The 9,519-nt window shown below is 42.4% G+C and carries 12 protein-coding genes and 1 tRNA gene; 10 read left to right on the forward strand and 3 right to left on the reverse strand.

Translation table 11 applies throughout. From position 1 onward, the window contains the following. The first annotated feature begins 96 nt into the window (after positions 1 to 96). The 8 genes from BUB85_RS15045 to BUB85_RS15080 all read left to right on the forward strand — a co-directional run bounded on the left by BUB85_RS15045 (position 97) and on the right by BUB85_RS15080 (position 6,363). Positions 97 to 609 carry a dCTP deaminase/dUTPase family protein gene (locus BUB85_RS15045; protein ID WP_073111967.1) on the forward strand — a complete coding sequence of 171 codons (513 nt, stop codon included), beginning with the start codon at positions 97 to 99 and terminating at the stop codon, positions 607 to 609. Positions 610 to 981: 372 nt separating this feature from the next. Beyond that, a complete protein-coding gene (locus BUB85_RS15050; protein ID WP_408607099.1) occupies positions 982 to 2,292 on the forward strand; it encodes a spore germination protein in 1,311 nt (436 codons plus the stop codon). Positions 2,293 to 2,378: 86 nt separating this feature from the next. Then, entirely contained in the window at positions 2,379 to 3,758 is a 1,380-nt protein-coding gene (locus BUB85_RS15055; RefSeq protein WP_073111971.1) for an MATE family efflux transporter, read from the forward strand. 16 nt (positions 3,759 to 3,774) lie between these two features. After that, positions 3,775 to 4,647 carry a DegV family protein gene (locus BUB85_RS15060; protein WP_073111974.1) on the forward strand — a complete coding sequence of 291 codons (873 nt, stop codon included), beginning with the start codon at positions 3,775 to 3,777 and terminating at the stop codon, positions 4,645 to 4,647. 355 nt (positions 4,648 to 5,002) lie between these two features. Then, entirely contained in the window at positions 5,003 to 5,497 is a 495-nt protein-coding gene (infC, locus tag BUB85_RS15065; RefSeq protein ID WP_073111976.1) for a translation initiation factor IF-3, read from the forward strand. 57 nt (positions 5,498 to 5,554) lie between these two features. Continuing rightward, a complete protein-coding gene (gene rpmI, locus BUB85_RS15070; protein ID WP_073111978.1) occupies positions 5,555 to 5,752 on the forward strand; it encodes a 50S ribosomal protein L35 in 198 nt (65 codons plus the stop codon). Between the two features lie 29 nt (positions 5,753 to 5,781). Then, positions 5,782 to 6,138: a 50S ribosomal protein L20 gene (gene rplT, locus BUB85_RS15075; protein ID WP_073111980.1), complete on the forward strand. Its 357-nt coding sequence runs from the start codon at positions 5,782 to 5,784 to the stop codon at positions 6,136 to 6,138. Between the two features lie 141 nt (positions 6,139 to 6,279). Further along, positions 6,280 to 6,363: transfer RNA gene (locus tag BUB85_RS15080), tRNA-Leu, on the forward strand. 91 nt (positions 6,364 to 6,454) lie between these two features. On the opposite strand, the gene BUB85_RS15085 is transcribed toward BUB85_RS15080, so the two are convergent. Next, the gene (locus tag BUB85_RS15085; protein ID WP_073111982.1) at positions 6,455 to 7,486 is read right to left on the reverse strand and encodes a tyrosine-type recombinase/integrase; all 1,032 of its coding nucleotides are present in this window, start codon (positions 7,484 to 7,486) and stop codon (positions 6,455 to 6,457) included. Between the two features lie 273 nt (positions 7,487 to 7,759). Then, positions 7,760 to 7,972 carry a helix-turn-helix domain-containing protein gene (locus BUB85_RS15090; protein ID WP_073111985.1) on the reverse strand — a complete coding sequence of 71 codons (213 nt, stop codon included), beginning with the start codon at positions 7,970 to 7,972 and terminating at the stop codon, positions 7,760 to 7,762. Between the two features lie 190 nt (positions 7,973 to 8,162). On the opposite strand from BUB85_RS15090, the gene BUB85_RS15095 reads away from it, so the two are divergent. Beyond that, positions 8,163 to 8,420 (forward strand): Mor transcription activator family protein, encoded by a 258-nt coding sequence (locus BUB85_RS15095; RefSeq protein WP_073111987.1) that lies wholly within the window; start codon positions 8,163 to 8,165, stop codon positions 8,418 to 8,420. A gap of 37 nt (positions 8,421 to 8,457) precedes the next feature. Next, the gene (locus BUB85_RS15100; protein ID WP_073111989.1) at positions 8,458 to 9,246 is read left to right on the forward strand and encodes a hypothetical protein; all 789 of its coding nucleotides are present in this window, start codon (positions 8,458 to 8,460) and stop codon (positions 9,244 to 9,246) included. Here the strand turns inward: BUB85_RS15100 and BUB85_RS15105 are convergent. After that, positions 9,207 to 9,519 (reverse strand): transposase (locus BUB85_RS15105; protein ID WP_143160748.1); only part of this gene is annotated, 313 nt, incomplete at its 5' end. The two genes, BUB85_RS15100 and BUB85_RS15105, sit on opposite strands and share 40 nt — an antisense overlap.

The raw sequence follows: 9,519 nt of genomic DNA on the forward strand, positions 1-9,519 counted from the left end.
AGTGCGCAGAATACGAAATGGTGAAATATCTGCTTTACTTATAGAAGAGGGGCAGCGCAGAGCGGCACAATAAAAACAAGAGGAGAACAACAAAAAATGCAACGTATCGCGAAATTTCATAAGGTGAGTTTTGAACAATACAAGGAGGCGTGGATCGATACCTTCGGACCGACCGAGGAATCGCCCATCCTGGAGGTATATCAGGGAATTGTGCTCCCAAAGCGGGCGACGGCAGGATCGGCAGGGTATGATTTCTATGCACCGTACCCGATTCGGCTTGCGCCGGGCGAAGAGACAAAGATTCCGACCGGAATCCGCGTCGAGATGGAAGAAAACTGGGTGCTCAAGTGCTATCCCAGAAGCGGTCTCGGTTTCAAGTACAGACTGCAGCTGAACAATACAGTCGGAGTGATCGACAGCGATTACTTTTATTCGGACAACGAGGGACATATTTTCACCAAGCTGACCAATGACACCCATGAGGGGAAGACCGTGGATATTCCGAAGGGTGCAGGCTTTGCACAGGGGATTTTCGTTGAATATGGAATCACGGTGGATGACGATGTGACCAGCACACGAAACGGTGGATTTGGGAGTACTACAAAATAGAGATTCAGATTTTATAAAAACCCGGTTCGAGAAAAGCTGTTACGGGTTTGAAAAGATTTTGGAATAGAGAATAAAAGAACAGACAATGGAAATCCTATTAAAGACAGAAAACTGTCAGGGACAACCGGAGATGGGGACAGATTTTAATCTGTCTCCATTTTTTTCATGAACGAATTTTGACAGGAGTATGTGAACGTCCATGCTCGCAAAGCGGACACACACAATCCGAATTGCTGTCTATTCGCGAATGCGTCCGCTTTGCCCCGGCAGAAAAAGAAGAGTCAGAGAGGGATTTTAATGAATACAGACAACAATACACAGAACAGTATAGCAGGCAGTGTGAAGCATACACTTCGTGATAATGTGGATTTTATGCAGCGGATTCTGCCTTTGGATAAAAGCTTTGATCTGATTGAACGGAAAATGCAGATCGGCGGAAGAGATGCGGCATTTTATTTTATAGACGGGTTCACAAAGGACGAGGCAATGCTCAAGATCATGGATTCCTTTTTTGGCGTGCAGAGCAGTGATATGCCGGAGGATGCCCAAGGCTTTCTGGAAAAATGTCTTCCTTATGTAGAGGTAGAGCTGCTTGCGGATTTTGACAGTATTGTGAAAAATGTGCTGTCGGGGGTGACGTGCCTGTTTATCGATGGATACGCAGACTGTGTGGCCATCGACTGCCGTACGTATCCGGCGAGAGGTGTGGAGGAACCGGATAAGGACAAGTCGCTGCGGGGCTCCAGAGATGGATTTGTGGAGACTATCGTCTTCAATACAGCACTGATGCGCAGGCGCCTGAGGGATCCACATCTTGTGATGGAAATGAAAGAGATCGGAGACAGCTCCAGAACGGATGTCGCGGTATGCTATATGGAAGACCGGGTAGATCAGGAACTGCTGCAGAATATCAGCAATCGTCTGGAAAATCTGAAGCTGGATGCGCTGAGGATGAATCAGCAGAGTCTGGCGGAAGGAATATTTAAAAGAAAATGGTTTAATCCATTTCCAAAATTCAAATTTACGGAACGTCCGGATACCGCAGCTGCCTGTCTGCTGGAGGGAAAGGTGATTCTTCTGGTAGACAATTCTCCGTCCGCTATGATTCTTCCGACATCGATCCTGGATATGATCGAGGAGGCAAACGACTATTATTTTCCGACGATCACAGGGGTGTATCTGAAGATTTCCAGGATTTTGATTACACTGCTGACAGTGTTTCTGACACCGACCTTTCTTTTGCTGATGCAGAATATGCAGTGGCTCCCGAAGGTTTTTGCTTTTGTGGCAGTCAAAAATACGGTCAATATCCCGCTGATCTTCCAGTTCTTGATTCTGGAGCTTGCTATTGACGGCCTGCGGCTTGCGGCGCTGAATACACCCAGCATGCTCAGTACACCGCTCAGTGTGATCGCGGGAATTGTGATGGGAGAGTTCTCGGTAAACTCCGGGTGGTTCAATGCGGAGGTGATGCTCTACATGGCGTTTGTGGCAGTGGCCAATTACACCCAGCCTAATTTTGAACTGGGGTACGCGCTGAAATTTATGCGTTTGATGCTTCTGCTTCTGACCGCACTGTTCAACTGGGCTGGATTCCTGATTGGTGTCATACTGATATTCTGCTTCGTGGGATTTAATAAGACACTGTCAGGGAGAAGTTATATGAATATCAAGTTGAATTGAGAATTGTTTTGTGGTCAGTTCCGGTTGAAGTGAGAAGAAAAAAGAGATATACTATATAAAGAATAAAAAAACGAGGAAAACAAAAGATGAAAAAACAAGATGAAAGACTGGGCACAGAGCCAATTGGCCGCTTGATCGTCAGCATGGCAGTTCCGGCGGTGGCAGCCCAGATTATTAATGTACTCTACAATATTGTTGACCGGATCTACATCGGACACATTGCGGGTTATGGGGATCTGGCATTGACGGGTGTGGGTGTCACATTTCCGATTCTGATGGCGATAGCGGCATTCAGTGCATTTGCCGGAATGGGCGGGGCGCCGCTGGCCTCGATTCAGCTCGGGAAGAAGGATGTGGAAGGGGCGGAACAGATATTGGGGAACAGTGTGGGGCTGCTGCTCGGATTTTCTGTGGTTCTGACCATTGTTCTTTCTATATACAAGGTGCCGATTCTATATGCATTCGGCGCCAGTGACAAGACGATAGGCTATGCGGTGGACTACGTGGGGATTTATCTGATGGGAACCATATTCGTCGAGCTGGCGGTGGGACTGAATACATTTATCAGCGGGCAGGGTGCGTCAAGGACGGCGATGCTTTCCGTACTGATCGGCGCAGTGATCAATATCGTGCTGGATCCGATCCTGATTTTTGGCTTTGATATGGGCGTGAAGGGGGCGGCTCTGGCGACCATTATCTCACAGGCGGTCAGTGCGGCCTGGGCCATTCGATTTCTGACTTCGGAAAAGAGTGTGATCCGCATCCGCCGCAAATTTATCCGGCTGCGGGGGAAAACGGTGGCGGGTATCACAGCTCTGGGGGTTGCTCCGTTTATCATGCAGAGTACGGAGAGTCTGGTCAGCATCACACTAAATTCCGGCCTGCAGAGATACGGGGGAGATCTGTACGTGGGGACAATGTCAATCATGACCAGCGTGATGCAGCTGATCGTGGTGCCGGTGCAGGGAATCTCGCAGGGAGTGCAGCCGATCATCAGTTACAATTTCGGCGCCGGCAATCTGGAGCGGGTGCGGATGGCGTTTCGGAGAATGATTGCGGTCTGTCTGACGGGGACGGTGATCCTGGCCGGGATTGCGGTGCTCTTTCCACAGATATACGCAGGGATATTTACAGACAATGCGAAGCTCACAGAGCTGACCTGCGAGGCAATGCGCATCTATTTCCTGGGAATCACGGTCTTCGGGGTCCAGATGGCCTGCCAGTCTACGTTCCTGGCACTTGGGGAGGCGAAGGTGTCGCTGTTTATTGCACTGCTCAGAAAAGTGCTTCTTCTGATTCCACTGGCAGTGATCCTGCCACGTTTTATAGGCGTGATGGGGATTTATTATGCGGAGCCGCTCGCAGATTTTATATCAGTGACGGTGACGGGGGCTTTGTTTATTCGGACCTGGAGAAAAATTTTGCGAAAAGATATAAATAGTGATATGATAAGTGAAGCAAAATAAGGGGAGGGATATAAGCATGAGTGACTTTATTATTACAGCAGACAGTACCGTCGATTTACCAAAAACATATTTAGATGAAAATTGTATAACCGTAATGTCGCTATCATACATTCTGGATGGCACGACCTATGAAGACATGGACGAGAGGATGTCCAGAGAAAAATTTTATGCGATGGTGAGAGGCGGAGCAATGCCGACGACCTCGCAGATCAACCCGGAGCAGGCGTATGATACGTTCAAAAGTCTCAGTGTGCAGGGAAAGGATATCCTTCATATTGGATTCTCATCCGGGCTCAGCGGCAGCTATAACAGTGCAAGAATTGCTGCGGAGCAGTTGATGGAGGAGGATAAGAGCGTTCATATTCATGTCATCGATTCGCTTTGCGCATCCATGGGAGAGGGGCTTCTTCTCTATAAAGTCGTTGAACTGAGAAAACAGGGGAAAGATATCGGGGAAGTGCTGGCATGGCTGGATGAGAACATCCTCCATGTATGCCATAACTTTACAGTGGATGATCTGAATCACCTTCACCGCGGGGGAAGGGTGTCCAAGGCCACGGCAATTCTGGGGACAATGGTTAATATCAAACCCATTCTGCACGTGGACGATGCGGGTCATCTGATCAACATCGACAAGACGAGAGGGCGCAAGAAGTCCCTCACGGCGTTGGTGAACCGGATGGCGGAGCAGATCAGGGGCTTTGAAGACCAGAACGATATGGTCATGATCAGCCACGGAGACTGTATCGAGGATGCCGAGTATGTGAAAAAGCAGGTGGAGGAGCGTTTCGGGTTGCATAACTTCATGATCAATCATGTCGGACCGGTGATTGGAACGCATTCCGGACCGGGAACAATTGCACTGTTTTTTATGGGGAATCCCAGATAGCAGAATAGAAAATATATGAAACGTGCAGAAAAGCAGAAAAAATAAACATGCAGAAAATTAGAAAAATATGCGCGAAAGCAGAAAAAAAATATGCGCGAAAGCAGAAAAAAGATTTGACATGGAGTATATAATGTGTTAAATTAGACAGTGCGTGAAGCGAAAAACAAAGTAGAGTATCCACTCTCACCGTAGCACAAAAGTGTGACTAATGGTTCGATATTGATACAGCAGGGAATGTCAGTCTGACAGAACTTTTATGTAGATATGCGAGTGGATGAATATTCACTCGTTTTTTTATGTGACGCAGTTACCCAAAGGAATTCATTTATGGAGGTGCACTACAATTAGCGATTTAATGATTAATGAGCAAATCAGAGACAGAGAAGTCCGCTTGATTGGCGAGAACGGAGAACAATTAGGAGTAATGTCATCAAGAGAGGCGATGAAGCTTGCACAGGAAGCTGAACTGGACCTTGTAAAAATTGCTCCGACGGCAAAGCCACCGGTATGTAAGATTATCGATTATGGCAAATTCAAATATGAACAGACTAGAAGAGACAAAGAAGCCAAGAAAAAACAGAAGACCGTAGAGTTAAAAGAAGTTCGTCTGTCGCCGAATATCGAGGCTAATGATCTGAACACCAAGATGACGAATGCCAGAAAGTTTATTTCAAAGGGCAACAAAGTCAAGATCACCCTTCGTTTCAGAGGTCGTGAAATGGCACATATGAATCAGAGCCGCCACATTCTGGATGACTTTGCAAAGGCACTTGAAGACATCGCTGTAGTCGAGAAGCCGTCAAAGTTAGAGGGAAGAAGCATCAGCATGGTTTTAACTGAAAAACGTTAAAAATAAATACTAAGCATACGGCTGTATGTGAACACACAATTTAAGGAGGAATATATTATGCCAAAAATCAAAACAAATAGAGCTGCTGCAAAGCGCTTCAAAAAAACAGGTACAGGTAAACTGAAAAGAAATAAAGCTTTCAAGAGCCATATCTTAACGAAGAAGTCTACTAAGAGAAAAAGAAATCTTAGACATGCAACAATTGCAGATGAGACAAATGTAAAGAACATGAAGAAGATTTTACCATATTTATAAGATGGAATTGATTAAAGGAGGATTAAGAAATGGCAAGAATTAAAGGCGGAATGAACGCTAAGAAAAAACATAACAGAACATTAAAACTGGCGAAAGGTTACAGAGGAGCCAGATCTAAACAATACAGAGTTGCAAAACAGTCCGTAATGAGAGCTTTGACTTCTTCTTACGCAGGAAGAAAACAGCGCAAACGTCAGATGAGACAGCTTTGGATCGCACGTATCAACGCTGCAGCAAGAATGAATGATCTTTCTTACAGCAAGTTTATGCACGGCCTGAAATTAGCTGGAATCGAAATGAACAGAAAGATTTTAGCTGATATGGCGATCAATGATGCAGAAGGATTTGCAACACTTGCAGAAGTAGCAAAAACAAAAGTTGCATAATATTTCACGAATCCGGATCAGAAAAGTTGTGTTGGCAGATCCTGAAAATGAAATCTTAAAAAAATAAAATTTCTTATTGACTTTTGTGTTAAAAAATAGTAATATATCTATTGTCGGTGCGATACAGATTGCACCGAACATGCGGAAGTGTCGGAACTGGCAGACGAGCAAGACTAAGGATCTTGTAGCTTTCGAGCTGTGTGGGTTCAAGTCCCATCTTCCGCAGTTGATAAAAAGAGAGTGGAATGCTTTATTTATAAGGCATTCCATTATTTTTTTGTTCATAGATTTTATTCGATTTTTTGATTACTCGTGATTACTTTTTTATTCTTCCGCAAATTGCTTGCTCATAAGCATCTTGTCTACGGTCTAAGGTGTCAACTGCAAATACATATGAGCGTTGTGTTGTACTGACTTCCTTATGCCCTGCAAAGGTGCGAAGCTCTTCATCAGATAGTAGCTTTGATGCGTTCATGTTGCTAAGACAAGTCTTGCGAATTGAATGGTTCCCTTTTTGGATTGTGTTAATTTTTCTATTCAAGCGGCGCAACACGTTGTTCACTACATCGTTATTCATTCGCTCTCCATCGTTATCTAAGAAAAGGTACTCGGAGTGGAATCCAGCTTCTTCATTGGCTGCAATAATCATTTCCAAGAACCGATGTGAGATTGATGTCAAAGGGATATATCGGTCTGAATCGGTTGATTTCGTGTAATAGGCAATCCGATACCTATGCCGATGCAAAACACCCTCTATAAGCTCATAATTCTTGATTTCCTGCCTTTGAATATGCAAAGTGTCCGAGGATATGTCTGTAAGCTGAATTGCGACTAATTCGCCCACTCTGCACGCCAACGTACAATTTAGGCAAACCGCCAAGTAAGCAGTGTTTTTAGTCTTTCTAAAGCCTTCTAGGGCGGTATCTATCAAGAGTGACTCTTCGTCATTCACATACACTTGCTCTTGTACGCTTTTTTTCTTCTGTGGCTTGAATTTCTTGTATGAAATTCCCCTGACGCTTCGAGCCGGATTGACAACAATCAGTTCCAGCTCTACCGCATAATCTAGAAGCATGTTCATGACGGATTTCATGTCTTTAAATTGCCTGCTAGTCAGAGTGTGCGCTTCGATTTTTTGAATACACCACATTTTCAATTCAACAATTTTTAATTCACTTACTTTTCTTGTGGCAATAGAATCTTTCTCATAGTACTTTTCCCAAATCCAATTTAGCTTGTGCATATTGGCAGGAGAGGTCTCCACCAGCTTATAATCAAACCAAGACTTATAACGCTCTTGTAAGGTCTGAAGTGTTGAGTTGCTCTCGTTTTGAATGTGAAAATTCACTATGATATTTTCAAGGTGTTCTCATAACTTCCTTGCAACAAGTCTGTGATAATCTCTTTTGTTTTCATCAGGCAGATAACTGTGCCAACGCGTATCACTTTTGGAATAATAAATTGAATATCGCTGTATATGTTGCTTGATGATTTGTGGTCTCATATATTCATTATATAGATTGAGCAATTCACCGTCTGAAGGAATCGTAACATCTCTTTGGAAATATGCAAAAGTGGTAGTGTAAAAATGGGAGAAGTAATGGGGGTCCGTTTGATTTATTTAATAGGGGGACTTTTTATTTGTTCGACCAACAAGATAATCTAAGCTTGTGTTATAAAAATCAGCTAATTTTATAAGTAAGTCTATAGGAATCGTTCGTGTTCCTTTTTCATATCTACGATAAACTTCTCTTTGAATGCCAAGCTGGTCAGCAACTTGTAATTGAGATAAATCATTATCAATTCTTAAATCTTCAATTTTTTTAAAATACATAAAATCACCTCTTGATAATGCTACCAAAGGAGAGCATAATATACTTGGAATGCTACTATTTGGTTACATTTCGAGATGAGATGATAAAGAAATGCAATCAATATATAAGGAAATTTACAAGAGAAAAGACAGATGATTAAACATTGTAGAGTGTGTATAGTAAAAGAAAATAAATCAGAGAGGTGGTGGCATGTTGATTTCTTTGAAAAAGAAAGAGGGACTAGCTGAGATATACAGTCAATTAGTTGATTCTGTCGGTGTAGAAAACGCTCAAATAATTTATGACAATTTTAAAGGACAACAAGTAACCTTTCCGATGCGTTTATATAAGCCAGAGTATATTATGCAGGAAGTAAAGCATAGATACAATGGAACAAATTTAAGGGAACTTGCAAAAGAATACGGTTATACCGAAAGGTATTTGCGTAAAATACTGAAAGAAAAGTGAGAAGTGTTTTCTGTGATGCTTAAAATGAGGTGAAAATATGCAAGAAAAGGCAAAAGTTTTTTCATTATATGGCAAAAAAATATATTTTACGACAGAAGAATGCATATCTATAAATGTGGAAAAAGAATACATAGAATATGCAAAAAAAGCAGCAAATGATTTTTGTGAATTTTATGATTCTTTAGATTATAAAAATCCAAATATATTTGAAAATATATCAGTGTTTGTAGATGATCAGGTAGCGTTTTATATGCGACAAGCAGTAGAATTTGTTACAGATTCTGATAATGCGGATAAGCCTTTTGATTTTGAATATTTCAGAGAATTAGTAGATGAGTTATTTGCTCAAACATGGAAAGAACCAGTGGAAGAAATTGAAGAACAGTATTGTGCTTTAACTAGTACCCAAGAGGAATTACATTATTATAGAGAAATGAGAAAAGCACACAGAGGTAAATGGTCAGGTGGTGGGTTCGGCATTGTAGGAGCCTTGAAGGGTGCTGTGGAAGCACAAGTGCTTAATGCAGCTAGTGGTGGTGTGCATAGTATTGTTAATAAAATCGGTGACATTCAGACTAATCACAAACTAAAGAATCAAATAATAGATTTGTTTGAAAATTCCCGAGATTCATTGGCTAAAGGTTTCATGGCACTGATATATGGAATGAAAATTTTACATATTTATGCACTTAATCAAAACAATAGCATGAATATTGTTCCGATTCTGCTAGGAGAAACCCATACGACTTTAATGGGAGAACTGGAAAATGCAGAGCAAAAATCGGCTCAATCACAAATTTTGTGGGATAAAGGATTTCTGACATAAGTCTTCCTGCTGATATCAAACAGTTTAAGGAAGAAGTATTCATCATCACGATATCCGTAAGCCTGTCGTCTTAATGTTTTGATTTTGTTGTTTATACCCTCAATCTTACCAGCTGATATGTCATATGTTGCATGAGCTATGATACCCTCAAAGTGATTGTCCAATAACCTTCTGAACCACATAAGGTGCTCGTTTTTAGTTGATTTACAGGTATCCATGATAGAGATAATATCCTCAGACATGCGTGCTTCGTCATTACGAGAATACGCAAGA

The organism is Hespellia stercorisuis DSM 15480 (genome assembly GCF_900142165.1).
Lineage (GTDB): Bacteria > Bacillota > Clostridia > Lachnospirales > Lachnospiraceae > Hespellia > Hespellia stercorisuis.